Below are 26,779 nucleotides of genomic sequence, written 5' to 3'. Positions count from 1 at the left end.
GCAAAAGCGTTAAGAAAAGAAGAGTCGGGATTGTTGTGGTATCGTTCAATCATCATGTTTAACATCTGATTCCACACAAAACGGTTATAGCCAAAGTTTAATTTAATTTTAAGTTTTTGTTCTTTGTCAGGATATATTCTTAACTTTAAACCTTTTAATACCATTGTTGTTTCACCTCTTTTCTTTAACTATAATATATCATGATGTTATTGTCTTGTAAATATTATGATTAAATGTTATTATAGTCACGAGGTGAAAATGATATGAGTACGATATCGAGTAACAAAACAAGAACACTATTGACCATTGAGAAAGACTTAAAGAAAGAGTTGGAACAAATAGCCAAAGAACAAAACAGATCATTTAACAATTTAGTGATTACAGTATTGAAAAGATACGCCGATTCATCTCATGACTGAAGTCACGAGTGTTCTCGGCTAATAATAAACATCGAACGGGCGGGCATGTTATAATAATTTTTGTACTTGAATTGACATTATCGGAGGTTATCTTGTGATCAATCTGATTGCAACAGCGGAATCAGCCGGTCAGGCGGAAGCGCTGCTTGATGCCGGTGTGGACACGCTCTATGTCGGCGGGCATCCGTTCGGTCTGCGGCTGCCCCGTCCGCTGGGCATCGAAGAAATTAAGGAGATCATTCATCTTGCCCACGGGCGCGGGAAAAAAGTGACGGTGGCCTGCAATGCGCTGATGCATAACAAAGAGATCGAGCAGCTCGGCGCGTATCTGTCCAGGCTGGCCGAACTGCAGGCGGATGCTATAACCGTGGGCGATCCCGGCGCGATTCTGACGCTTGAGGAACTTAAACTGCCGCTGCCCTATATCTATGACGGAGAAACGCTGGTGACTTCGGCCGAACAGATTGCCTTCTGGCTGAAACACCATGCTGTCGGCGCGGTGGCCGCCCGTGAACTGACCCTTATCGAGTTGAAAGAGATGCAGAGCAGGCTGGAGAAGCCGATCGAAGTTCTGGTCTATGGACCGACCTGTATCCATCAGTCCGGCCGCCCCCTGCTCTCCAATTACTATCGCTATGAAGGAATGAGCGAGCGGTCGGATAAAGACCGCGGCCTGTTCCTTCGTGATCCGAAAAATCCTGAAAGTCAGTATCCGATATTTGAAGACGAAGACGGAACGCATATTTTTTCAACGGAGGATTTGTCGCTTATGGCTCAGCTGCAGGATCTGAAAGAGAACCGGCTGATCTGGTGGAAGCTGGATGGCGTGCTGCTCCGCGGCGAGCCGTTTGTGCGGATCGCTGCTCTTTTTGCTGAGGCAAAGCAGGCCGTTGAATCGGGGACCTTTGAACCCGCCGGCTACTGCAACCGGCTTAAAGATCTGCAGCCGGCAAACCGGCAGCTCGGAACGGGTTTTTACCTGAAAGATCCGAAAGAGATTCACTGAGTTTAACAGTAAACTGATGAAACGAAGGGAAGACATGATGCGAACAAGGGTCAAAAAGCCGGAAGTACTGGCGCCGGCCGGCAATCTGGAAAAACTGAAGATGGCCATCCGATATGGTGCCGATGCCGTGTATATCGGCGGACAGGCTTACGGCCTGCGCTCCCGGGCGGGCAATTTTTCTTATGATGACATGAAGGAAGGCGTCGCATTCGCCCATCACCGCGCAGCAAAAGTCTATGTCGCGGCCAATATGGTGACGCATGAAGGGGATGCCGCGGGTGCGGATGATTTTTTTAAGAACCTTCAGGCCATCGGTGTGGATGCTGTGATTATTTCCGATCCGGCGATGATCATGATCTGTGCGGCGGCGGCTCCCGGTCTGCCGATCCACCTGTCGACTCAGGCCTCGGCGACGAACTATAAAGCGCTGGAATTCTGGGAAAAAATCGGCCTTGAGCGGGTGGTTCTTGCACGGGAAGTCGGAATCGAGGAGATTCGTGAGATGCGCCGCCATACGGATATCGAGATCGAAGCTTTTATTCACGGGGCCATGTGTATCGCTTATTCCGGCCGGTGTACCCTGTCGAACCACATGGTGAACCGTGACGCCAACCGTGGCGGCTGTGCCCAGTCCTGCCGCTGGAAATATGATCTGTTCGACATGGAGGGCGGCAAAGCGAAAAGTCTGATCCCTGAAGGCGGGGAGGCGTTCTCGATGAGCGCCGTTGATCTGTCGATGCTGCGACATCTGCCCGACATGATTGATGCCGGGGTGAACAGCCTGAAGATTGAAGGACGGATGAAATCGATTCATTATGTCTCAACGGTCTCTAATGTTTACCGGAAAGCCGTTGACACGTACTGTGCTGATCCGGAACATTACACCTTTGATCCGGCCTGGGAAGATGAAATATGGAAAGTCGCTCAGCGCGATCTGTCGACCGGTTTTTACTACAGCGTACCGACAGAGAAAGAGCAGCTGTTCGGCAAACCCCGGAAAATTCCGAAATACACCTTTGCCGCACAGGTGATGAGCTACGATCCGGAAACGAAGATGGCGACCCTGCAGCAGCGTAACAACTTTGGTACAGGTGAGGAAGTGGAGTTTTACGGACCTGGTTTTGTTCATTTCAAACAGACCGTTCACGATCTTTTTGATGAAAACGGCGAGCCCATTGACCGCGCACCGAATCCGATGATGACCTGCAGGATGACGGTGGATCAGCCGGTCGAACCGCATTTTCTGATGCGGAAGAAGTAAATACAGTCTGATTGAGGCCGTTCCCTGTTCAGGAGCGGCTTTTTTAACTTCACACATGGCCTGTTGCTTTTATCCCGCATATTGGGCAGGTCCCCCAGGGCCATGTGAGGAAATAAACAGGCCTGGTGGGGTTCAACCGGGGGATGCGGGCAGGCTAAAAACGAGGGCGTCCTGTTGCAACATGTTTCCGGAGCTGTTCAAAAAATCGGAACGATCAGGCTGAGAACGCGTCCTGGCGCAGCGCCTGCATGAGCACGCCCGATGCGCCCGAACCCCCCCACTGATTTTATGAGCCTGAGCGGAAGGTGCGGGACTCCCGCAGGCCAGAGGCCAGGTGAGACCCCACGGGCGGGGAGATCGGGTGAGCCGGTCACGGATCACGCGAGTATCCGGTGCGAAAAAAATAAGGTGACCGGAATCCTGCCTGAAAACGGGCAAAACGGAGGCATGTCTCCACAAATGGACAGGAGAGGCCTTGAATTTTCCGAAAAAATAAATTATTATAGTATTAGCAGCACCACTTTCTGAGTGCTAACGAAACCCTGAATAACCTTAATGCAAGTGTTTAATTGAAAGGATGCGATTCATTATGAGTTATCAGGTTGCCTACATTAGTACTTATCTACCGCAAAAATGCGGCATTGCGACGTATACGTACCATCTCAGACAAAACGTCCAGAAGGCAAGACGCGACTCGCTGGACGATCCCGTCGTCGTGATAAAGGATAGACATATACACTATCCTGAAGATCACTTTTTTAATATAGCGATTAAAAGAGATTGCCGGGAGGATTACATCAAAGCGGCTGAAGCTTTGAATAAAAGTTCTGTCTCAGTCGTCTCCCTGCAGCATGAATTTGGCATTTTCGGGGGAGAAGGCGGGAAATATATTCTCGAACTCGTTCGCAGACTGAAAAAGCCGCTCGTTACCACGTTCCATACCGTCTTCAGGACGCCGGTGCCTCCGTACACCCCCATCCAGCGCGAGATTGCGGACAGAAGTGACCGGATTATTGTGATGAACCACAAGGCCGTCGGTTATCTGACCCGTATGTTTCATCTGCCGGCTTCAAAGATTTCGTTTATTCCGCATGGCACACCGCAGCCTGATCTGAAGGGGCGGGAAGGCTTCCGGGAAGCGCTCGGCTGGACAAACCGCAAAGTCATCATGACCTTCGGCTTCATCAGCCGGAACAAGGGGATCGAAGCCGTGCTCCGTGCCCTGCCTGACGTCGTAAAGCGGGTTCCGGACGTCCTGTATGTCATCGCCGGACAGACCCACCCCAATGTCAAACGGCAGGAAGGGGAGTCCTACCGGAATTTTCTTAAAAAGATCATTCGCGAAAACAGGCTTGAAAAACATGTCCTGATGATCGACGAGTTTATGACGGAGCAGGACCTGGTTAACTATATTACGGCATGTGATCTGTATATTACCCCTTATCCGGGCATGGAGCAGATCACGAGCGGGACGCTGGCCTATGCGGTCGGACTCGGTCGGCCGGTACTGACAACGCCCTATCGTTATGCCCAGGATCTGCTGAAAGGAAATGAAGCCCTCTTCGTTCCATTCAACGATCAGGCAGGCTGGTCGGAAAAAATCAGTGTCCTGCTTTCAAAACCGGCACTTCTGAAAAAATACCAGAATAGCATCGCCCACATCGGTCAGATTATGAGCTGGCCTCAGGTGGGCAAAAGATACAGTCAGCTATTCGCCGAATCGGCATCCCGTGCACATGCAGAGTCTGTGATGACGGAGGCGGATAATCTTGCCGGAGAAACCAGCTGACTTCACTCATCTGGAAAACATGACGGACGACACAGGCCTTCTTGAGCACGCCATCGGCAGCCTCCCCCGCCGCGGCGAGGGGTACACAACAGATGACAATGCCCGCGCGCTTTGGGTCGCAGCCGGCTGGTATCACCAGCTGGCTCAGTCCGCTCATCCGGACAGAGCTCAGATGAAGCGCCTCCTGCGTCTGGCAGACACCTATCTCGCTTTTCTCGTCTGGGCGCAGGAGCCGGACGGCCATTTTTACAACAATTTTGCCTATGACCGGAGAAAGGAAGCGGAACAGCCGTCCGATGACTGTCTAGGACGGACGCTCTTTTCATGTGCCGAAGCCTGCCGCCTTCTCCCGGATAAAGACCGTCGCTATGTGCTCACTGAACTGCTGCAGAATGGATTCTGTACTGCCGACCGTCTCGTGCATCTGCGCGGGATCGCCTATACGCTGGCGGCGGCCTGCTCACTGATGAAGATGGCTGAGACCGTTCCGACTGAGCCGGCGTTTGCGACGTTTATTTATAAAATGATGCCGGAGCTGATTGATCAGTTTGAATCGAAATTGAAGGCCCATTATCGGAATCATGCCGATCAGGATTGGCACTGGTTTGCCTCTTCAATCACCTACAGCAACGGCATTCTGCCCTGGGCTCTTCTGAAAGCCCGCCTGATTACCGGAAAAAGCGATACACTGCGTATCGCAGGAGAAGCACTGGACTTTTTGATTGAGAAGATGACCGCGCCGGAAGGCCATCTTCGTCCGGTCGGAAACAAAGGCTGGTGCACGCGGAAAAGCTGCGCCATGTGGGACCAGCAGCCGGTGGATATCATGGCTCTCGCTCTGGCGGCGGAAGAGGCGGCGGGTGCAGCCGCCCATCCCGCACGCTATCTGGATGTGATTGAAAAAGCTCATGCCTGGTTCCTTGGGGAAAATGACGGACAGCGCCCCATGGCAAATCTGAAAACAGGTGCCGGCTATGACGGTCTGCTTCCGGACGGCGTCAACCGAAACCAGGGGGCAGAATCCACAATTGCTTTCCTGATCACGGAACTGGTTTATATAAGAAATCTGCCCGATGTAAAAGAAAATAAAGAGGTCACCGGACAAACCGTCTGACCAGTTATAAAAAGCCGGGTGATCCGGCTTTTCCTGCGTACAGAGGAGCGGCCTTTATGATATGAGGAGGGGTTATGCATGGAATATGTGAAAGTGACAGAGGATCTTCGTTTTTCAAGGGTTATTGCAGGCACGATGCGGGCCAGTCGGGAAGGCCTGTCCGGGAAAAAGATGGCCGATTTTGTAGACCGCTGTCTGGACGCCGGAGTGACGACATTCGATCACGCCGATATTTATGGATATTATGAGAGCAGCCGTCTGTTCGGTGAAGCGGTACTTCAGGATCATCCGGCACTTCGAGACAAAATGCAGATTGTGACCAAGTTCAATATTATTTTGCCGCGTAAAGAAAATGGATACGCTCATTATTACGATTCATCAGTTAAGCACTTAAATGAGTCGCTGGATAAATCTCTTCAAGTCCTGCATACCGATTATGTCGATGTCCTGCTGATTCATCGCCTTGATCCGTTGCTGAACCCGAAAGAACTGGCAGAAGGGCTTGACAGGCTGATCAAACAGGGGAAAGTCAGACACATCGGCATCTCAAACGCCAGCTACACCTATTTTGAAATGGTCAATAAATATGTCAAAACGCCGCTCGTCACCAACCAGGTCGAAGTCAGTCCGCTCCATACGGATACCCTTTTCAATGGGGTCATGGACAGTGCTCTGATTCATGAGATCCCGGTCATGGCCTGGTCTCCGCTGGGGGGCGGACGCCTGTTCCACCCGAAAACCGGTCAGGAATTCCGTACCCGTGAAATTTTGCAGCAAATGGCTGAAAAATACGGAGTGGACTCGATCGACAAGATCGCCTATGCCTTCATCTATAAACTGCCGGCAACAGTCTGCCCGGTCGTCGGATCGACAAAGTTTGACCGCGTTCAGTCGGCGATCGATGCCCGGGGGATCGAACTGACGAACAAAGACTGGTTTAAAATACTCGAAGCCTCGCGGGGAAGGGAAGTCCTCTGATCGTCGAGAGAGGCTGCCTCTTTTTGAACCGGTCCATTGTGTCATAAAGCCGAATCACAAACAGGAAATCATCAGAAAAAAACCGGTGGCTGAAGCCCGATTACATGCCGGACGTCAACTACCGGGATACTCACTTTGGAGATCACGATCCGATTCAGGAAACATCGGATCGCTCTTTTTGTTTTTTGGATTACAGGTTTTTATCCATACGGAATGTCAGTTTTGACAGGGACATGGCGTCCATCGTCAGTTTCTGGAGCAGGGCGCGCGTCCGGTCTAGTGCCGTTTCCGCACAGAGGGCAGTCGCTTTGGTCAATAGCTCCGGCACATCTGTCCGGTCAGGCTCTGCCGCTTTCTGATCCGTTTTCTCAATCTGCCCGAGGAAGAAACTGTGCAGCTCATCCTTGTAATCCATCACTTCTTTATAGAAGGCCTGATAATGTGGCTCGACAATCACAGGAATCGTCTTATAGAGCCAGTAAGCTGAATCCAGTGACAGATTCATCGGTGTCACGGCGTAGCTTTCCGGCATCGACGTGATATTCGTGTAGAAGGGCACATAAGGGGCAAACGTGCCGGCGAGCTGAATCCACTGGATACCGGCAAGGGCGTCTGATCCATTCGGGCGGATCTGCAGAATATGTGAATCCTGCGTCCGGTTCAGCGAAATCGCCCGGAACCGTGTCCGGTCCGCTTCACTCCCGCTGCCAAGCGGATCATATGGCGTCTCCTGATAATGCGAGCTGAGAATATAGCCCATATCCTCAACACCGATTCTCCGGCTCGCCTTGCGGATAAATGGCAGCTGGTCGGACATCGGATCCTGTTCCAATTCCGGATTCAGCACCTTCTGGCCATACCAGACGCGCGGTGTATTGTAGTGGCGGTCCTGAACCGTCCGTGTGCCGAAAATCTGTCTGAAATTAATCCCCTCAAGACCCGCGTTCAGATGATGCCTGTCAATGAAATCAATCAGATCCGGTGCAAGCATAAAGCGGTCCTTGTCGTCGGGGTCAATCTCCTGTATCGCCATCTGATTGGCAACAACAGCATACGAATCATCCGGAATGCGCTGGGCAGCCCAGAGGTGTCCGGTTGCAATCTCCATATACCAGACTTCATCCTTATCGGAGAACAGCACCCCGTTCGACTCAGCTGCACCGTATTTTTCAACGATCTCACCCAGCCGGCGTACGCCGTCCCGTGCTGAATCAATATACGGCAACACCACCGTCACCATGCAATCCTCGGCAATCCCGTTCTCAACAAGCGGATCATAGCCCAGCACGCGTGGGTTGGCATAGATACTCTCCGTCGCACTCATACCGACGTTCTTTTCATTAATCCCCGCATCCTCAAAAGTCAGGTATCGCTCTTCCCGGTCCGGAATCGCCGTGTAACGATACCGCTCCTTTGGCAGGCTGATCGTAAACCGGTTATTTGGCGAGACGCAGGTGTCTTCATGATCCAGAAGCTGATGCGGGTGGACGACCACCTTCTTCGGAACCAGAACATCGTAACTGTCCCCGTTCCGGGCGATCATCGTCGACCCGTCAAGTGTTGCGCCCTTGCCGACCAGAATCGTCGTACAGGCGCCGTGTTTTCTGTGAGGCATGATGTCATCCCTTTATCATTAATTTAATAAATCTCCCTGTCTATTTTATATCATATAACTAACGATTTCCTGAAGCAGGAAACACACAGGAACTGGAGAAAAGGCGATGGTGGGAGGAAGCTGATTTTATGCCGGAAACGATGACTGATGCTGCTCCATCGGGGGATAGATCACGAGGCTACGGATTGAATTTAAATCTGCTGTCCTTGTATTATTGATATTTGTAAAAGGATAAATATTCCTGAAGACGTGTGGCCATCGATTGACAACAAACCTGCTTGACAGATCCGAACACTAAACCTGATCATATAAAAATAATTGGTCTCAGTTCACATCAAAAGTGTATGGAATGAGCTATTTTGGTTGCCTTTATGTGGTGGTATAGCCATAATGATAGCAACAACATCAATATAATTGATAAATCATAATTTCACTGGAGATGTTGATCGATGGAAAATATTATTTCTTTTTGATAGGATTAGCAAGAATGAAAATTTGAACTTACGTGGGATATAAATTTATTTCTGTTAATTTGATTATGAAAGCTTATTATCTGAACATTGTGGGATATAAATTACTTTCCCCGTAAGGATTGATGCGATACGATAAGCTCTTAAAGTGAGCATAAAGAAATCGTTATGCAATCAACTGATCTGAACATAGTGGATGACAGCAGCAACTTGTAAAGATTTTGAATGATAAGTAATCAGGTTATTTCTACTGAAATCGGGCAGAGCAAATTCTGCTCTCTTTTTTATTCCAGCTATTGCCAAGGAAAGATAAATATATTATTCTTATGGTATGCTATAAATAAACAGAAATAAAGGATAGAGTGGGGGTGAAAAAATGAGGCTTCGTTTTACCTACACCATTGATAAGTTTCCACTGGCATATCGTCTTCTAATTATGGCACTTTTGAAGGAAACGGTAAGAAAAGATTCAGAATCTTTCTACCAGAAATTTTTTGTCCAGGAAAAAATGAGAACCAAGGACTATTCATTTGCAACTTATTTTCACAATTTTCAAATTGATGGAGACACAATTCTTTCTCATCAAGTATCAGTTATTGTTTCTTCCGATACAGGGACGTCTGATTTTATGATTCATTTACTAAATGGAAGTCGTGTGGGCCAAATCTTTAAGCACAATGGGACGAGCATGATTCTGACCAGAATCGAAATGTTAAAGGAAAAGAGTATAGATAGGCCTTATGCATGGTTTAATACGTGCTCACCAATATTAATTGAAAATAAGTCCGGTAAACCAATGACATTTGAGGATCCAGGGTTTCAAAAAGAATTGAACATCATCTCTAATAAAATTTTGCAATCTAATGTTGGAAGATCACTATTCAAACCACTGATCATCGAGAAAAATCAATTCAAAAAAGTTGTTATTAAGGAAAATTTTCATCAAAAATTTAATGGTTATCTTTATTTTACAGTCAACGCTGGCCGCTTCTTACTTTCAGGTGATCCAAGAGATTTGACGTATTTCTATAAACATGGGATAGGAAATCGATCACAATACTTTGGTTTATTAGAAAAAATAGACTAGGAGGTGATAAAAAATGGCAAAAATTGAGTTAAAGACCGGATCATGGCTTGATAACGCAGGTATAGTAGGAATCGCAAATATTCTTGAATACAATGGAGTTCCATTTTCTATTAAAAACAATCGATTATCCTTTGATATCAGTGTACTACATGATTTTGGAAATTTTTATTTTAACTTTCTCAGTGAAAAATATAAAGACTTTATATCGTATACACGTATTGTAAAAAAAGGTGAAGTTCTCCTTGAAACCAACCTTTGGGACGCAAAAAAACTAAGCGAACTAAATGCTTATATGGAATACTCAAAAGGTAAATTAACAAGTAACAGTTATACTGCAGCATACAATATTGCTGCAGATACGACCGTGGATATCGTGCAACTGACAAAGCTGTTGACAAAGATCCATTTAAAGAAAAAACAAAATATTTCGGAAGTACAGGGAAATATAGAAGAGAAATTGCGGTTAATTAAGCAAATTCTTGATTATTTGCACAAACCTGACCTGAAAAAATACATTACAGCTAAAAACGTCATGTATGATATCATTGCAAAATTTTGGTCTAACGTTTCATTCTTACATCGATCTGCAACAAAAAAAGATCCCATGGTGGAGTACGAACAATATTTTATTGAACCAATCCGTCAGTATTATGAAACGACTCATGAGAACGATAAATATTGTTGCTTTAACTGTGGGAAGCCTATTAAAAAACTATCAAAACCTGCTGCGTTTGATTTGGCATGGATGAATAGAATGGGGGTGGACATGAATCGTAAATCATCCCACTTTTGGAATCTCAATTCTTCCACATGTTATATATGCCCAATTTGTAATTTTGTCTTCTCGTGTGTTCCAACTGGTTTTACATTTCTTAATGGGCAAGGTTATTTTGTCAATAGTAACAGCGAGCTTTCGTCGCTTATTAAACTAAATGTTAACGGAGAAAATATGGCGGTGAAAAGCGATGAGACGATTAACTTGCTTGAACTCAGGACCTATTATCAGATTATAAAAATTATGGAGCATGGAAAGCTCAAACAATCTAACAGGGAAATAGAAAATATACAGATTATTAAATTTAATCAAAATAACAATGTTCGACCATATTCATTTAATATCCTCTCGAAAGACAAACTGTCAGTGATTAACAAAAACAAAGAAAACCTGGGTAAGTTACTTAAGCCGGTTAAAGTAAGAAATGACAACTTTTTAAACATCTATGAAAATATTATTAATTATTTGTATCACAATAAAAATCAATTCGATTTGATTCAGTTAATGTTTCGAGAAAGCATACCGGAAAACGCTGCGCAGCCTCTAAGAAATACTTTTTCGATACGTCATTTAATCTATTTAAATAATGATTTTATCTGGACAATTCGTAGAGAAAGTGAGGGGAATCGGATGACAGGCTATTCATCATATGTTTCAAAAAAAACAATTGATCACGTAATGAAGGAAGGGCAAAAACTGGCAGAGGTCTATATTAGAAAAGGTGCAGCAAATAAAATGCAGGGCATTACATACAGGTTGTTAAATGCCTTGAAGTCTAAGAATATCGGTAGATTTATGGATACCTTTTTCAATGCCTATCTTTATGCGAAAAATAGTAGCCGGCTGGAAACAAATTTGATCATACCAACTGAGCTTTCTGAAACATTGAATGACGAAGACAAGCTGCAAACTCTCGGCTATGCATTTATATTAGGATTCCGTTCAGGAAGGCAATTAAACGACAAAGGAGAATGACCAATGAATAAAAAAAAGGGATTGACGATGACATTCGTTATAGAGGCAGAGAGTGCTAACTATGGTGAAGGTGTTGGGAACGTCACTTCATTAAAAAAGTTAACAAGAGGGACAGGTGAAAGCTATACTTACATTTCAAGACAAGCTCTGCGATATAACATCATTCAGCAAATGGAAGCAGACAACACTCCTTTAGGCTTGGATGGATCGGTCATCCAGTTTGCACCAGATGCCTCTATAAAGGAATATCCGGAAATTGATTTATTTGGATACATGAAAACGAGTAAAGACACAAAGACACGCGCTGCTGTTGCACGGCTTTCCAATGCAGTTGCACTAGAAAGCTTTCAAGCTGATACGGACTTCTTGACTAACAAAGGACTTTTTGATCGCTATTTAGCCACTCAACCAGATGGTAATGAAAAAAAAGGAGGAAATATTGCGCAAAGTGAAATCCACCACTCATATTACTCATACACATTGACTGTGGATCTGGATCAAGTTGGTATTGACACGAATGATGGGATAGAAATCTCATCTGAAGAAAAGTCATCACGTGTCCAATTGCTTGTTGATACACTTAAGTTTCTTTATAGAGATATAAAAGGACGGCGGGAAAACTTATCGCCACTTTTTGCTATTGGCGGTGTCTACGATATTAAAAATCCATTTTTTGAAAACCGAATAAAGGTACGAAGAAACAAATTACAAATCAATGCTATTCAGGATGTATTGACTCTTGATCCGATTGTTAAAGAACAGACTTTTTGTGGGTTCATAGAGGGGATATTTGACAACGATCAAGAGATAAAGGAACAATTAAATGCAATCACAATTGGCCAATTCTTTAGTAAGGTAAAAGAAAAAGTTCAGGAATTCTATAGTTAACAGGGTGATTTTTAATGAAAGCGATCAGGATAAAGATTTACCAAAATTTAGTAAACTATATGCAGCCTGCAAGTTTTCAATTGAAAGAAACCTATCCACTTCCTCCCTATTCAACAGTATCGGGAATGATACACAGAGTATGCAGGTACAAAGAATACCATCCCATGAAAATTAGTATTCAGGGAGATTATTATTCTAAAGTTAACGACTTAAACACGAGATATGAATTTGCCGCTGCAACATACGAGCCTAAAAGGCACACATTTCGATTACACTCCAGAAAAGATAACCGTGATTATGGGTTAATTCGTGGAGTTACAACAACCGAATTGCTGACAGATGTCCATCTTATTATACATCTAATACCTCAACAAGAAGACTTTGATCAAATTTATCATGCTCTGTTGAAACCCAGTGAATATCTATCGTTGGGTCGGCGGGAAGATATTGTTCGGATCGATGAAGTGAAGCGGGTGAATGTAGAAAAAGTAGTATTAGATGAAGACGAAGATTTAACTTTAAAACATTCGGCCTATATACCCGTGACTGACGGGGAGATAGAGGATTCGAACCAGACACTTTATGAGATCAATCGATATTATGAAAAAGCAAAAATTAAAAGAAATGTATTTCAAAGGCGCTGGAAGAAAGTGATGGTCGTACATGCGACTGCAGGAAAGACGTTTATTGAAGGTGATGAATTATACTTGGATGAGGATCGGGTGCCTTTATTCTATGCATAAAATAGAGAGCGTGGCTCTCTTCTTTTTTTTAGGGGGTGATTGGAAATGAAGAACCGTTTCTTGGCAAAATCCAAACCGGAACAAACCATTGCTGAGCATACTGAAGATCTTTTACGAGAATATAGAAAGTTAAAAACTATTTACCCTAACATTCCAAATCTCGACTGGAAGCTACTTAAAATGGCTTGCTTTTTTCATGATTTTGGCAAACTAAATACAAAATTTCAAAACAAGATAATGCAAGCAATCAATACTCAGTGTGAATTACTGCCAGATCATTTGCAATCTGTTCAAGAGATTCCACACGGTTATTTAAGCTGTGCATTCATTCCGTTAAAAGAGTTGCCAGATGACGACTCCAGGAGGATTTTGGCACAAGCAGTTTATTATCATCATATTAGGCATAAAGTAGAATTTACTGATTTGAAAAAAACAATAAAAGAAGACTTGACTCAGTATTACAGTGATTTTGCAGAAAGCTTGAGAAAATTAATTGAAAGAGATGGTTTTGATTCTTATACAATTACTCCTCCTAAAATTTTTTTCTGGAAATTTGTTAAGAAGCGGTTAAAAATGGATAACCGGCCTGAAGCAACCAAAAGATATATTATGGTCAAAGGTTTATTAAACAAGATTGATCATGCAGCAAGCGCTTCAATCGAGGTAGAAGTACCCGGATCAAATCTCATGGCATATTTGGAGGACTACTATAAAAGAGATCTTCACAGCTCGCGTAATCAAATGCAGAATTATATGATGGCGCATCAAAATGACAATAATGTAATTATTGCCTCAACGGGTATCGGAAAGACAGAAGGTGCCTTATTCTGGATTGGCAATTCTAAAGGATTTTTTACATTACCGTTGAGGGTGTCGATCAACGCCATTTACAAGCGTATTCATCATACGAGTGATCAGAATGGGAAGGGAATTGGTTATAAAGCGGTTGGTCTGTTGCACTCAGATACTGAGGTTGAATACGTAAAGTCTGATCTCTACAGCAAAGATTATTATGAACAAACTAAACAATGGTCAATGCCGCTAACTGTATGTACGCTCGATCAGATTCTGGACTTCGTTTTTAAGCAAGAGGGATATGAACAGAAACTAGCTATATTGGCATATTCAAAGCTGGTTATTGATGAAATTCAGATGTATTCGGCCAAAATGCTTGCCTGTCTGTTGATTGCTTTGAAAGAGGTTACGAGGATGGGCGGGAGATTTATGATAATGACTGCCACATTTGCTCCATTTGTCGAAGATTTTATAAAAAAACTCAGCATTCCTTTTAATAAAAACGCACATCCTTTTTTAAAACAAGTTAATGGTAAGTCAGTGTTGCGCCATCGCGTTCAAATTATGGATGATCAGGTTCGTGCAGAGGATATCTTAAAAAATAAAAATGATGATAAGATTCTTGTAATTGTAAATACAGTAAATAAGGCTCAATCTATTTATAAGGCTTTAAAAAATGCTGGTGAAGAAGCAAGAAATAGACGCGAAGTTTTTCTGTTCCACAGTCGTTTTACTAAAGCGGATCGGTCGATAAAAGAAGATGACATATTGAGAATGGGCAGGCTTGATAATGAATCACGTTGTATATGGGTGACAACACAAGTGGTCGAGGCCAGTGTCGATATTGATTTTGATGTTCTATATACGGAGCTTTCAGACCTGGGTGGATTATTCCAAAGAATGGGACGGGTTTTCCGAAATCGAGAGCTGACGGACAGTCATATCAATGTAATTGTGTATACTGGCGGGAAGACGGCCCCGTCTGGTATATCTGCAGGATCTCATAGTGTGATTGATAAAGGGATTTTTGATTTGTCCAAACAGGCCTTACAAGCATTAAGCACTGAGTCTAATCCAGTTCTGTTTAGTGAAGAGAAGAAAATGCATCTGATTGCTAAAGTTTACACAACTGAAAGATTAAGGCAAACATCCTATTACAGCGATTTAAGGAATTACCTTCATCTGCTTAAAAATATTGTTGAATATGATAACGGTTTAGATAAAAACATCCAAAATTTACGTGATATCTTTAATCAGCCGGTAATACCTTATCAAGTGTTTTTAAGAGAACAGGAAAAAATAAATAAATTAAGATACAAATATGATGAAACACTAAATCACAAAGTTTCGGAAGAAGAACTTAAAAAGGCTAAAGAGCAGAGAATTCTGGTAAGGGATAAGATACGTTCTTTTACAATTGATATACCCAAATATAGATATCTGCAGGCTATTCATAATAATCGTCATGTAAATGAAGAGGATGTTCATCTAGGCGACTATCTTGTATTTCCAGTAGTTGATTACCCATATACCTCTGAAATAGGCATGGAATTTAATAATGAACTTGGCAAATTTAGATCACAGGAACAATTTATTTAACCAATTAAAGTATGGAAGTGAGGCGATAATCATGCTGGGAGGATTACACATTCAGTACTACGTCGTGTGTAAAAGAAAATTGTGGCTTTACTCAAAGAATATCAATCTGGCACCTGACAATGATAAAGTCCTTGAAGGAGCTGTCCTTCATGATCGTGCCTACCGTCAAGTCAAAGAACGTGATATTCACATTGATAACCAAATCCAAATTGACGCAATAGACAAACAGTATATTCGAGAAGTGAAAAATTCAAGCAAAATGATTGAGGCAGACCAATGGCAATTAATTTTTTATTTATATGAACTGAAGAAACGAGGCATTAATAAAAAAGGGCTTATCCAATATACAAAAGAAAGAAAAACCGAAGAAATAGAGTTGACCCCGAATAAAGTAACAGAACTTAAAAAGATGGTTAATGAAATTGAGCAAATAATATATCAGACGAAACCACCCAAATTTGTAAAAAAGAGATATTGCAAAAGTTGTGCATATCATGATTTTTGTTTTGCAGGTGAGGAGAGTGAATGAATAGTGGAGAAAAATTATTATATCTTTTCAAAAGGACGACTAAAGAGAGAAGATAACACCCTTTATTTTATTAATCAGGATACAGGAAAGAAAAAATATCTTCCCATCGAACAAGTAGACAATATCTATCTATTTGGAGAAACAGATCTGAATACCACTTTTCTACAGCTTCTTCAGGAATATGATGTTCGTGTTCATTTTTTCAATTATTATGGTTTTTATATGGGAACTTTTTATCCCCGATCAAAGAAGGTTTCTGGTTTTACAGTAGTGAATCAGTGTGCACATTATCTTGACAAGGAAAAAAGACAATTTATTGCTCAATCCTTTATACACTCTGCCGTTTTCCATATGGTACGTAATCTAAGACATTATAAACCGAATACAGCTTCTTATATTGACGGCCTTGTGAAACTCGCCAAAGAGATTGATCAGACCCACTCAATTCATCCACTAATGGGAATCGAAGGTAACATTCACCAAATCTATTATCAGTCTTTTAATAAATTTTTACCTGATGAATTTGCCTTTGACACACGAACAAAACGTCCTCCCCAGGATCCCTTGAATGCATTGATATCTTTTGGGAATAGTTTGTGTTATACAACTGTCTTAAGTGAGATTTATAAAACACACCTTGATCCTACAGTTAGTTTTTTACATGAACCGTCTACAAAGAGATTCTCATTGAGCCTGGATATAGCAGAAATATTTAAGCCGTTATTGGTTGATTCGCTAATTTTTAAATTACTTAATAAGAAAATGCTGAAGCAATCAGATTTTAGAAAAATCGATAACATGATCTTGTTGGATGATTCAGGAAGAAAAAAATTTATTCAGGCATGGGAAGACAGATTGTCAACTACTGTCAAGCACAGAAAATTGAATCGTCAGGTTTCCTATCGTTACTTCATGCGTCTAGAATGTTACAAGCTGATTAAACATTTTCTTGGAGATGAAGTATACAGACCACTTAAGGCATGGTGGTAATTAAAATTAGATGAATTTAAAGGTGGTGATTTGTTTGTATGTGATCATAACTTATGATGTAGAAGTGAAGCGTATTAACAAAGTGAGAAAAAAATTGAAAGAATATCTGATATGGACACAGAATTCTGTCTTTGAGGGTGAAATAACAAAAGGAAAGTTGAACCGTTGTCTAAATGAATTAACAAAATTAATGGATGAGAATGCAGATTCCCTTTATATTTATAAAATAGAAAATCCAAAGCATATACGAAAAGATGTTTTTGGTCAAGAAAAGAGTTTTGACGAAATGTTCCTATAAAAATGTTATCTCTGATAATATCAAAATATGCAGTAGAAACAAATATTTCCAAAAGATATACCGTTGCCGGTACAAAAGCGTTTCTTGAATGTATTTCAAAGATTAATGAAACATGAATGAAGATTTACTGCAAAATTTAGTTGTGATGTTATAATATTTACTGTAGCAATAGGGATTTTGAACGCCTTTAATCTGAACGAAGTGGGATATAAATGCGGTACCGGGCCGCCGGCGTCTCCCATGTGGTCGATCTTTAATCTGAACGAAGTGGGATATAAATTTTGACAGTGTGATATGCAGATAAGGGTCCGTAACTCTTTAATCTGAACGAAGTGGGATATAAATATCGTTTTCAGCAGGGCTGATGATAAAAATATCCATCTTTAATCTGAACGAAGTGGGATATAAATCAGCCAGGAATCGACAGCCGCAATTCCGACGCAATCTTTAATCTGAACGAAGTGGGATATAAATGTATATCGGATTCGGTCCGACGGCTTCACGCTTTTCTTTAATCTGAACGAAGTGGGATATAAATAAACAGTCGCCTTCTGCATCATAGTCATTCTGTATCTTTAATCTGAACGAAGTGGGATATAAATTTCTTTTTCATACCACTCTTTCACAAGTGTAGGAAATCTTTAATCTGAACGAAGTGGGATATAAATACCGTGGTTTCTAATCATAATCACTTTGTCTCCGTCTTTAATCTGAACGAAGTGGGATATAAATATTATAATTCTTCTTAGATAAATTTAACTCTTTCTGCTTTAATCTGAACGAAGTGGGATATAAATAAATGAACAGAAGAAATAACCTTGCTGTCGGTAGACCTTTAATCTGAACGAAGTGGGATATAAATGCCAATCGGTTTCCCAAGATCTTCTGCACTGTACGCCCTTTAATCTGAACGAAGTGGGATATAAATTTAGTAAAGAGCAAGACGTAAAAGAGGTTATGTACAACTTTAATCTGAACGAAGTGGGATATAAATCTGTCTCCCTTTCGCAGGTAGTTGCGTCCCGACGGCCTTTAATCTGAACGAAGTGGGATATAAATACATCGGTTGATATAATATTGCTTAATGCTTCCTCCTTTAATCTGAACGAAGTGGGATATAAATTTGAGATACTCATTTGTATCCGTGTTTCGGCCGGTCTTTAATCTGAACGAAGTGGGATATAAATACGAGAGCCACGGCGGATCAGGTGCCCCGGATACGGCTTTAATCTGAACGAAGTGGGATATAAATCCTCATAATTGATAAGCGTTTCATAATTATGACCGTCTTTAATCTGAACGAAGTGGGATATAAATATTTAAGTGTTTATTTTTATATCGCTTGCGTCCGTCTTTAATCTGAACGAAGTGGGATATAAATCAGATCGCCAGCTTGGACTATAAGCACTAAAAAGGCGCTTTAATCTGAACGAAGTGGGATATAAATTAATCAACACCGTCACCAGTCCCCTCACCTGTACCCCTTTAATCTGAACGAAGTGGGATATAAATCTCGGCCAGCCATTTCCTCAACCCTTAGCAGCTCCGCTTTAATCTGAACGAAGTGGGATATAAATAGGCGTTGTCGGTAAAGCTTACCACCTTAGACCCCTGCTTTAATCTGAACGAAGTGGGATATAAATTAGTGTGATCCGCTACCTTTTCAAACACCGTGAACCTTTAATCTGAACGAAGTGGGATATAAATCGTACAGGTAGCCGGCCAGCGCTCCTAGAGTGGCGCTTTAATCTGAACGAAGTGGGATATAAATGCCTGTAATGTTCTTTCCTTCGTCGTAAACTGGGTTAAGCTTTAATCTGAACGAAGTGGGATATAAATTTTTTACAACAAGTCCTGAAATGTTGTCCGGACTAACCTTTAATCTGAACGAAGTGGGATATAAATGTGATATGCACCTTGTTACCAGCAATCAAAATGGACCTTTAATCTGAACGAAGTGGGATATAAATGCCTTTCGGCGTCCGATGTGGCTCGGGCTCAGGAGACTTTAATCTGAACGAAGTGGGATATAAATTCCATTGTGGGCACGTTTAAGGCCCGTGACAGCGACGCTTTAATCTGAACGAAGTGGGATATAAATATCTCCTTTAGCGGGATCTGCAACTTTTTCAAACACCCTTTAATCTGAACGAAGTGGGATATAAATACGTGATCTGGCGGGGCGTGTGCAGGACCTGACCGATCTTTAATCTGAACGAAGTGGGATATAAATTGTTTCAGACGTGTCAATATATCCGGACTGAATAACACTTTAATCTGAACGAAGTGGGATATAAATTTGAAATTGCGGTTTCTAATGCCCAATTCCTTCCACCCTTTAATCTGAACGAAGTGGGATATAAATTTGAAATTGCGGTTTCTAATGCCCAATTCCTTCCACCCTTTAATCTGAACGAAGTGGGATATAAATAGAATCCGACGTGTCAATGTATCCGGACTGAATAACACTTTAATCTGAACGAAGTGGGATATAAATTATGCTATCGCTTACCTTATCAATGAAAAAATAAGCCTTTAATCTGAACGAAGTGGGATATAAATATCAGCGATGATCGCCTCTCTCTCTGCGAGCAAACTCTTTAATCTGAACGAAGTGGGATATAAATCGCTTATTGTCAGAATATTGTTATTCCTCTGCTCTCTTTAATCTGAACGAAGTGGGATATAAATTTATCAACAACGATTATTTTTTGCTTATCGGTCATTTCTTTAATCTGAACGAAGTGGGATATAAATACGTTGCATCGGCTTTACCTGCGATGTCGGACTGCCTTTAATCTGAACGAAGTGGGATATAAATGGTTTTGTCTCTGCCCTACCGGACAGCGGAGAGCACTTTAATCTGAACGAAGTGGGATATAAATAGTTTCTGATCGCTGACAGATCGCTCACGGAACTAATCCTTTAATCTGAACGAAGTGGGATATAAATGTGTATGCCGCCGCCAAAACGCCTGTGACGTAATCCCTTTAATCTGAACGAAGTGGGATATAAATTTGTCTGGATGTCCTCGGCGTTTTGGTTAATAGATGACTTTAATCTGAACGAAGTGGGATATAAATCTGTATCTGCGTTTATTGCTCTAAATCCACCTGGGCTTTAATCTGAACGAAGTGGGATATAAATTATTGTTATATGCATCCAACGCGCTCTGCGCACTGCTCTTTAATCTGAACGAAGTGGGATATAAATGTGAGAGCCTTTAGAATAGATTGATGCTTTTTATCGTACTTTAATCTGAACGAAGTGGGATATAAATCTTATCGATTAAAAACTGGTTCTTGTGCTCCGGGTCTCTTTAATCTGAACGAAGTGGGATATAAATTTAAAAAAGAGCCTGCATAAAAGGCGTGATGCTATCCTTTAATCTGAACGAAGTGGGATATAAATAGACGTGGGACGCCTTGCCTCGTGTTATTGCTTACCTTTAATCTGAACGAAGTGGGATATAAATGTATATAAACTCCTCAACCTGCCCTCGCAAATCCATTCTTTAATCTGAACGAAGTGGGATATAAATTAGTATAGTACACTATGGCACACTCTGGATACGTTCTTTAATCTGAACGAAGTGGGATATAAATTTCGTACAGCGTCGATTTATGGATCCCGCAGGCGGCCTTTAATCTGAACGAAGTGGGATATAAATGGCAAAGTAGGGACCCGATACTCGTATACTATCAGCTTTAATCTGAACGAAGTGGGATATAAATATCATATCGAAACATGGTCAAGGTTCGGGCTAACACTTTAATCTGAACGAAGTGGGATATAAATTCAATAATCTTTTTTATAAACAGTTCGGCGCTTTCACGCTTTAATCTGAACGAAGTGGGATATAAATCGTGTTACGACCATTTTATTTGATGAATTTTTAACAAACTTTAATCTGAACGAAGTGGGATATAAATATGTCGAGATGGAACTTGCGGCCGGAAACAATGGTTTCTTTAATCTGAACGAAGTGGGATATAAATACATAATTCTGAAGTTCTCCGGCCGTCTGGTCGCCGCTTTAATCTGAACGAAGTGGGATATAAATTGTGAATCACGTAAAGGTACTTCTTGCAAGTTAGGCCTTTAATCTGAACGAAGTGGGATATAAATTTTGTCAATATAAAGAAATAAAGTAAAATGAAAGAGACTTTAATCTGAACGAAGTGGGATATAAATTAAAAAGAGCGATTAATCAATTCGTTGATCACATCCTTTAATCTGAACGAAGTGGGATATAAATGGTAAAGCAAAAATTAGAAATGATGTGCAATAACTCTTTAATCTGAACGAAGTGGGATATAAATAATTGAAGATCTGCAAAGGGACTGTCTGGCAAAATCTTTAATCTGAACGAAGTGGGATATAAATTAGAAAATACGAAGAAGCCCACCGGGATGATCTGCCTTTAATCTGAACGAAGTGGGATATAAATGTAATAAATAATGGTCGTGTATTTTCCGCTGATATGCCTTTAATCTGAACGAAGTGGGATATAAATCTGCAATTTGTTTTCCAGTCCCTGTTGCCTGTGGATGCCTTTAATCTGAACGAAGTGGGATATAAATGTGCATGGCGGGTTCTCGATACTCGCCCGTCTGCTCCTTTAATCTGAACGAAGTGGGATATAAATTTTACTTTGCTGTTGATTTCAATGCAAGCGGAGGTACCCTTTAATCTGAACGAAGTGGGATATAAATGTAGTCGCCCCGTCCCATCTTTTACCGATAAAACGCCCCTTTAATCTGAACGAAGTGGGATATAAATGAGATAGAGAAAAGATTGGACGACTGCCACTTCATACTTTAATCTGAACGAAGCGGGATATAAATAGTGCAAAGTTAGCGAGCAGGTCGCGCCCTGTCTCCTTTAATCTGAACGAAGTGGGATATAAATATGATGATGTATTGGCCCATCTTCTGGAATGCTCTTCTTTAATCTGAACGAAGTGGGATATAAATAAATGATTCAAATGCTGAATGCAATGAGCAAACGCTCTTTAATCTGAACGAAGTGGGATATAAATGCGACTACCGCAGCCGGTACAGCCGCTTCATTCACCCCATTAATCTGAACGAAGTGGGATATAAAGATGGATAATGTGAATGCGATGTTGTCTTTTGCTTACTTTAATCTGAACGAAGTGGGATATAAAGTTGCGTGCTTGACCCGGTAGTTGATGAGGATATAATCTTTAAATCGAATTCTCGATAAAGTAATAAGCCGGAATCGGAAGAAAGCGCGCCGCCTGAGAAACTGGCCTTAATCTTTTTATTGAAGTGGAACGTTGATTCCTTTACACTGGACATATGAGGAGCCCCCTGTATGTTTGGTTTCGCTTAACTTAAGCATACAAGGAATGAGCTCCTTTTTCATTTCCTTTTTTCACTTTTCAGGTGAAAAGTGAAAATCGCTGTAAACCTTGGTGGCTCAACGACAAGTAAAGTTCATACCGCGGGCCATGAATATTCTAGGGTCTATAATAAAAGGGAAAGTTTTTACACCAAAGGAATGATGGCTTCCATGAAAAAATGGGAGAAGCGCTTACGGATGTCTCGTCTGTTTTTGAATATATATCGCAGCAACCGCAGGCAGGAGTCGGTTGTTCATGCTCTGCAGGAGACCTGCCGCAATTGCAGAATTCTCTGGGCGGACTGGCATAACAGAAATTGAAGCGTTCGATTACGCGGACATTTGAAACACCGCCGGGTTCGATCAGGAAACGGATCCGGCGGTATTTTTTTATGAGAATCAATTTTTGCGGAAAAAGATTCAGAAAAACGAAACCTCTGATGTCGACTGTGACTTGTCGGTCGACCCTTTTTTCATTAAATTTTACAAATATGATATAAATACTGTGAATTGGATTGACGTCTGGAAAAGTGCGGCTTATCATAAAATTAATAACAATGAAGAATACATAGAAAATTTGAAGCTGAGGGGGAAGAAAGATGGCAGACGATAACAGTCAGGGATTTCTGACACGCTGCGTGCATGTGGGAAACGGAATTGATAAAGAGACGGGGGCGATCCGGCGTCCGATTACGATGGCAAACAGTTACAGACTGCCGGATGATGCCTCAACGATCAACTGGAGTGATCCGAATAATCTGATATATACACGGACGACATCGGCGAATCAAATTTATCTGCAGGAGCGTCTGGCTTCGATCGAAGGCGGGGAAGATTGCGTCGTCCTGGCCAGCGGTGTAGCGGCACTGGCCGGTGTGTTCTTCACTTTTCTTGATAAAAACTCGCATGTCATCTGCACAGATGTTTCCTATATTGCTGTATACCGGCTTTTAAATGAATACTACCCGGATAAGTATGGGGTGGAGGTGTCGCTTGTCGATACGTCCGATCTGGATCAGATCCGTGCTGCGGTCCGGCCAAATACGAAACTGATCCATCTGGAGACCCCGGGTAATCCGACGACGCGGATCAGTGACATTGCAGCGATTGCGAAAATCGCGAAAAAAGCGGGCGCCCTTCTTTCCGTGGACAGTACGTTTGCTTCGCCGTATCTGCAGCATCCGCTTGATCTGGGTGCTGATCTGGTCATTCACAGTCTGACGAAATACATTAACGGGCACGGTGACGCGATGGGCGGCGCCGTGATCGGGCGGAAAGAACTGATCGACCAGATTAAGGCCCAGGCAATGGTCAATCTCGGTGGGGCGATCAGCCCGTTCAACGCCTGGCTGATTATGCGTGGTGTGGTCACGCTTCCGCTTCGGATGAAGCAGCACAGTGAGACGGCGCAAAAGGTGGCTGAATTTCTCGAATCGTATCCGGCGGTGACTTTTGTCCGTTATCCCGGGTTGAAGAGCCATCCGCAGCATGAACTGGCGAAGCGGCAGATGAGCCTGTACTCCGGTATGATGTCGTTCGGACTAGATGCAGATGTTGAGACCAATAATAAATTTGTCAATTCACTGAAACTGATCATTTCTGCCGTGTCACTCGGTCATGATGAGAGCCTGATTGTTTACATCGGACCGGATGATGAACGGAAAGATTATTACCCTGAGATTTTCAGAGAACATGGATTTCTCAGATTCAGTGTCGGCCTGGAAAATGCAGAGGATTTGATCGCCGATCTGAAACAGGCGTTTAAACAGGCCGGATTGTGATACGACGCCCTGAGGAGGCTGGCCGATGGCGGAGAAAATAGCCGGAAAAAGTCTGGCGCAGTGGCTGAGGGAACTCCCGGATCTTCAGCCCGTAATAGATAAAAAGGAGATCTTATGGCTCAATCCGCGGTATGGCGAAACCGGAAGAGGTGTTGTGACGGCGTCCGATGTAACGGAAGCGGAAGCACGGCTGCGCCGGTTCGCGCCGTATCTGGAAACCGCTTTTCCGGAGACGCGGGCCGCGCACGGACTGATTGAATCGCCTGTTTACCCTGTGCCGAAGATGCGAGACTGGCTGGAGGCGTCATCAGGTACCCCAATACCCGGGCGCCTGATGATGAAGGCGGACAGTGAACTGCCGGTGTCGGGATCGATTAAGGCGCGTGGCGGGATTTATGAAGTCTTAAAGACGGCTGAACAGCTGGCGGTCCACGCCGGTCTTTTGTCCGAGACAGATGATTATGCGAAGCTGGCACATCCGGATTTTCGCCGCTTTTTTTCGAAGTATGCGCTTGCTGTCGGCTCAACAGGCAATCTGGGCCTCAGCATCGGTATCGTCGGGTCAAAGCTCGGATTTCGGACCACGGTTCATATGTCACATGACGCCCGGCAGTGGAAGAAGGATCTGCTGCGGGAGAAGGGCGCGATGGTCCGGGAATATCCGGACGATTACAGTGTTGCAATCCGCGAAGGCAGGAAAAAGGCGCTGTCTGATCCGTACGGCCATTTTATCGATGACGAGAACTCAAAGGATCTCTTTGCCGGTTATGCGACGGCCGGCATGCGCCTGAAAAAGCAGTTTGATGCCGCCGGGATAAAGGTGGATGCGCATCACCCGCTTTTTGTTTATCTGCCCTGCGGTGTCGGCGGCGGACCGGGAGGCGTCACCTTCGGACTAAAGCAGGCGTTCGGCACGTATGTCCACGCCTTCTTCGTCGAGCCGACGCACGCGCCGTGCTTTTTACTTGGGCTGATGACGGGGCTTGATGATCAGGTGAATGTAAAAGATTTCGGTCTGGATAACCAGACCGCGGCGGACGGACTGGCGGTACCGAAACCGTCGGCACTCGTCGGTAAAGCGGCCGGACACCTGATATCCGGGTGCATGACTATTGACGACCGGCGTCTGTTTCAATACCTGAAGAGCCTTTGGGATACAGAAGGGCACCGGATTGAGCCTTCAGCTGCGGCCGGTCTGATCGGTCCGGAGCTGCTGTTTGGAACGAAAGCCGGACAAAAGTATCTGTCGGATCATCGCCTGACGGGGAAAACAGATCAGGCCATGCATTTATTCTGGGCGACCGGAGGCGGCATGGTGCCGCCGGAAGAATGGAAGACTTATTATCAACAGGTTTAACGCTTGCGGGGACCCTTTCAGTCTGAGAGGGTCCCCTTTCCTTTAGCCTTACAACCGCTGCTCCGTGTTCCTGGTCCGGTCTGAACCTGCAGGATCGGGGAAAAAAGTTTCAGAGAAAGTTCACGAAGACGTACCGATGAAAAAAAACTACAAATCTCTCTTCTTTTTGCGCTATAATTGAGAAATAAAGTGAGACTTCAATCAGTGGGGGTTCTCTTCATCCCCCACTGATTGTTCGTTGACCCCATCGGGCAGCCCCGCCTGGGTATGTTCGTTTCCCCTCATAACTTTGAGGTGGAGATCTTACCGCCCGTTCATGCGGGATAAATCCATTTGCAGGGCCGGACTCTTTCAGGGCACTGCAGACCTTCAGAGGAGGGTGTCATTGATGTTAAAAAACAGAAGAGCTTTCCTGTTCTGGTTGATTCTCTCCGCTCTAATCATCGCAAGTATTTACAGAGGCTCGTCTATGCCTTACTCAGAACAGAATTTACAGCCTTTTTTAAAGGCACATTTTGAATGGACGGCGGAGACCTTCCCGCATATTGACTTTATGTATGACGGGGTGCTGGTCACGACAAATAATCCCTATGCCTTTTTTGAATTCGCCGTACGTAAGGCGAGCCATGTCGCAGAATATGCCCTGCTTACATTTATGCTGATTAATATGCTGATGACGACGGTTATGCCGCGTCTGCTCTCTTACCTGTGCGGCCCGGCCGTAGCCCTGTGCTATGCCATGTTTGATGAATGGCACCAGACCTTTATCCCGGGAAGAACCGGCCATTTCGTTGATGCGTTTACTTTTGATCTGGCGGGGATGGTGCTGGCTATGATTGCCGTTTTTTTGCTGGATATCTATTTCAGACTGCTGTATACCGGGAGCGGATATCAGAGGAATCCGCATCTCGGAAACCATTAGCCTGATTAAAATAAAGATTTT

18 protein-coding genes, 1 pseudogene and 1 CRISPR repeat array are annotated in these 26,779 nt (G+C 43.3%); of the genes and pseudogenes, 16 read left to right on the top strand and 3 right to left on the bottom strand.

The window, feature by feature from the left end; all coding sequences use genetic code 11:
- A partial coding sequence (locus EWH91_RS14965) for a helix-turn-helix domain-containing protein (protein WP_165364238.1) occupies window positions 1-164 on the bottom strand: 164 nt, incomplete at its 3' end.
- A gap of 352 nt (window positions 165-516) precedes the next feature.
- Here EWH91_RS14965 and EWH91_RS04580 point away from each other — a divergent pair.
- From EWH91_RS04580 to EWH91_RS04560, 5 genes are all read left to right on the top strand, one after another.
- Window positions 517-1,425, top strand: a complete 909-nt coding sequence (locus tag EWH91_RS04580; RefSeq protein ID WP_129928854.1) for a peptidase U32 family protein — start codon at window positions 517-519, stop codon at window positions 1,423-1,425.
- 37 nt (window positions 1,426-1,462) lie between these two features.
- Window positions 1,463-2,686: a peptidase U32 family protein gene (locus EWH91_RS04575; RefSeq protein ID WP_129928853.1), complete on the top strand. Its 1,224-nt coding sequence runs from the start codon at window positions 1,463-1,465 to the stop codon at window positions 2,684-2,686.
- A gap of 589 nt (window positions 2,687-3,275) precedes the next feature.
- Entirely contained in the window at window positions 3,276-4,475 is a 1,200-nt protein-coding gene (locus EWH91_RS04570) for a glycosyltransferase family 4 protein (protein ID WP_129928836.1), read from the top strand.
- The gene (locus EWH91_RS04565; RefSeq protein ID WP_129928835.1) at window positions 4,456-5,589 is read left to right on the top strand and encodes a glycosyltransferase; all 1,134 of its coding nucleotides are present in this window, start codon (window positions 4,456-4,458) and stop codon (window positions 5,587-5,589) included. Before EWH91_RS04570 ends, EWH91_RS04565 begins: the two co-directional genes overlap by 20 nt.
- A 78-nt stretch (window positions 5,590-5,667) precedes the next feature.
- Window positions 5,668-6,567 (top strand): aldo/keto reductase, encoded by a 900-nt coding sequence (locus EWH91_RS04560; protein ID WP_129928834.1) that lies wholly within the window; start codon window positions 5,668-5,670, stop codon window positions 6,565-6,567.
- Between the two features lie 190 nt (window positions 6,568-6,757).
- On the opposite strand, the gene EWH91_RS04555 is transcribed toward EWH91_RS04560, so the two are convergent.
- Complete coding sequence (locus EWH91_RS04555) at window positions 6,758-8,182, bottom strand: C69 family dipeptidase (RefSeq protein ID WP_129928833.1); 1,425 nt, start codon at window positions 8,180-8,182, stop codon at window positions 6,758-6,760.
- A gap of 846 nt (window positions 8,183-9,028) precedes the next feature.
- Here EWH91_RS04555 and EWH91_RS04550 point away from each other — a divergent pair.
- Genes EWH91_RS04550 through cas2 form a run of 8 tightly spaced genes read left to right on the top strand, consistent with a single transcriptional unit; the run spans window position 9,029 to window position 17,331 of the window.
- Entirely contained in the window at window positions 9,029-9,739 is a 711-nt protein-coding gene (locus EWH91_RS04550) for a CRISPR-associated endoribonuclease Cas6 (protein WP_129928832.1), read from the top strand.
- A 13-nt stretch (window positions 9,740-9,752) separates the two neighbouring features.
- Window positions 9,753-11,489 (top strand): type I-B CRISPR-associated protein Cas8b1/Cst1, encoded by a 1,737-nt coding sequence (gene cas8a1, locus EWH91_RS04545; RefSeq protein WP_129928831.1) that lies wholly within the window; start codon window positions 9,753-9,755, stop codon window positions 11,487-11,489.
- A 3-nt stretch (window positions 11,490-11,492) separates the two neighbouring features.
- Window positions 11,493-12,377 carry a type I-B CRISPR-associated protein Cas7/Cst2/DevR gene (cas7i, locus tag EWH91_RS04540; protein WP_129928830.1) on the top strand — a complete coding sequence of 295 codons (885 nt, stop codon included), beginning with the start codon at window positions 11,493-11,495 and terminating at the stop codon, window positions 12,375-12,377.
- A 14-nt stretch (window positions 12,378-12,391) separates the two neighbouring features.
- Window positions 12,392-13,120, top strand: coding sequence for a type I-B CRISPR-associated protein Cas5b (cas5b, locus tag EWH91_RS04535; protein WP_129928829.1), 729 nt, complete (start codon window positions 12,392-12,394; stop codon window positions 13,118-13,120).
- Between the two features lie 45 nt (window positions 13,121-13,165).
- Entirely contained in the window at window positions 13,166-15,514 is a 2,349-nt protein-coding gene (gene cas3, locus EWH91_RS04530) for a CRISPR-associated helicase Cas3' (protein WP_129928828.1), read from the top strand.
- A gap of 31 nt (window positions 15,515-15,545) precedes the next feature.
- Window positions 15,546-16,043 carry a CRISPR-associated protein Cas4 gene (gene cas4 / locus EWH91_RS04525; protein ID WP_129928827.1) on the top strand — a complete coding sequence of 166 codons (498 nt, stop codon included), beginning with the start codon at window positions 15,546-15,548 and terminating at the stop codon, window positions 16,041-16,043.
- A 3-nt stretch (window positions 16,044-16,046) separates the two neighbouring features.
- On the top strand, window positions 16,047-17,033 hold the full coding sequence (cas1b, locus tag EWH91_RS04520) for a type I-B CRISPR-associated endonuclease Cas1b (RefSeq protein WP_129928826.1): 987 nt from the start codon (window positions 16,047-16,049) through the stop codon (window positions 17,031-17,033).
- A gap of 34 nt (window positions 17,034-17,067) precedes the next feature.
- The gene (gene cas2 / locus EWH91_RS04515; protein WP_129928825.1) at window positions 17,068-17,331 is read left to right on the top strand and encodes a CRISPR-associated endonuclease Cas2; all 264 of its coding nucleotides are present in this window, start codon (window positions 17,068-17,070) and stop codon (window positions 17,329-17,331) included.
- 185 nt (window positions 17,332-17,516) lie between these two features.
- A CRISPR array of direct repeats spans window positions 17,517-22,502; the repeat unit is 29 nt; unit sequence CTTTAATCTGAACGAAGTGGGATATAAAT.
- Window positions 22,503-22,520: 18 nt separating this feature from the next.
- On the opposite strand, the pseudogene EWH91_RS15160 reads toward cas2, so the two are convergent.
- Window positions 22,521-22,655, bottom strand: a pseudogene (locus EWH91_RS15160) (IS1380 family transposase); the annotation flags it as partial.
- Window positions 22,656-23,297: 642 nt separating this feature from the next.
- Here EWH91_RS15160 and EWH91_RS04510 point away from each other — a divergent pair.
- The 3 genes from EWH91_RS04510 to EWH91_RS04500 all read left to right on the top strand — a co-directional run bounded on the left by EWH91_RS04510 (window position 23,298) and on the right by EWH91_RS04500 (window position 26,758).
- Window positions 23,298-24,479 carry a trans-sulfuration enzyme family protein gene (locus EWH91_RS04510; protein ID WP_129928824.1) on the top strand — a complete coding sequence of 394 codons (1,182 nt, stop codon included), beginning with the start codon at window positions 23,298-23,300 and terminating at the stop codon, window positions 24,477-24,479.
- Window positions 24,480-24,504: 25 nt separating this feature from the next.
- Window positions 24,505-25,836 carry a D-serine ammonia-lyase gene (locus tag EWH91_RS04505; RefSeq protein ID WP_129928823.1) on the top strand — a complete coding sequence of 444 codons (1,332 nt, stop codon included), beginning with the start codon at window positions 24,505-24,507 and terminating at the stop codon, window positions 25,834-25,836.
- 388 nt (window positions 25,837-26,224) lie between these two features.
- On the top strand, window positions 26,225-26,758 hold the full coding sequence (locus EWH91_RS04500) for a VanZ family protein (protein WP_129928822.1): 534 nt from the start codon (window positions 26,225-26,227) through the stop codon (window positions 26,756-26,758).
- Window positions 26,759-26,779 lie beyond the last annotated feature (21 nt).

It is taken from the genome of Sporolactobacillus sp. THM19-2, from assembly GCF_004153195.1.
Taxonomy (GTDB): domain Bacteria; phylum Bacillota; class Bacilli; order Bacillales; family Sporolactobacillaceae; genus Sporolactobacillus.
The sequence above is the reverse complement of the archived record's forward strand: the minus strand, read 5'-3'. Positions and strand labels throughout refer to the sequence as shown.